At 65.0% G+C, this 563-nt stretch carries 1 protein-coding gene; it reads right to left on the reverse strand.

Annotation, left to right across the window (positions count from 1 at the left end; genetic code table 11):
• The coding region (locus NKH60_RS35075) for an alcohol dehydrogenase catalytic domain-containing protein (protein ID WP_352875149.1) at window positions 1-563 on the reverse strand (563 nt) is incomplete at both ends.

A 563-nucleotide genomic window follows, 5' to 3' on the forward strand; every position in this document is an offset into this window, starting at 1 on the left:
AAGCCGCGACCGTCCGTGTATTCGGCGACATATTGCTCCACCGTCTTCTCGCGATAATCGATCGCGACCGCTCCCAGGCGCTCGATCAACGGCTTCTTCGCGGCTGCGTCAGTGGCGTACACCTCGGCGCCGAACGCCTTCGCGATCTGGATCGCAACATGACCGACGCCGCCCGCACCGCCCTGGACCAGGACCTTCTGACCTGCCGAAACCTTGGCACGATCGACAAGGCCCTCCCATGCGGTGATGAAGACCAGCGGCAGCGCTGCCGCCTCGCGCATGGACAGGTTCGTGGGCTTCGGTGCAAGCAGCCGCGCATCGACTGCTGCGAACTGGGCCAGCGAACCTTGGTTCCCGCCCACGCCTCCGGTCATGCCAAAGACCTCGTCCCCGCGTTTGAACGCGGTGACACTCGGACCAACCTGCTCGACGACGCCGGCAAGGTCGATGCCGAGAATCGCCGGAAGCGGATGTTTCGCATGTGCCGCAGCGCCTGCGCGGATCTTAGTGTCGAGAGGATTGACGCCGCTCGCTCTGACCCTGACGAGAACCTCGCCGTCGCC

The sequence above is a fragment of the Mesorhizobium sp. M1006 genome (genome assembly GCF_040318825.1).
Taxonomy (GTDB): domain Bacteria; phylum Pseudomonadota; class Alphaproteobacteria; order Rhizobiales; family Rhizobiaceae; genus Mesorhizobium.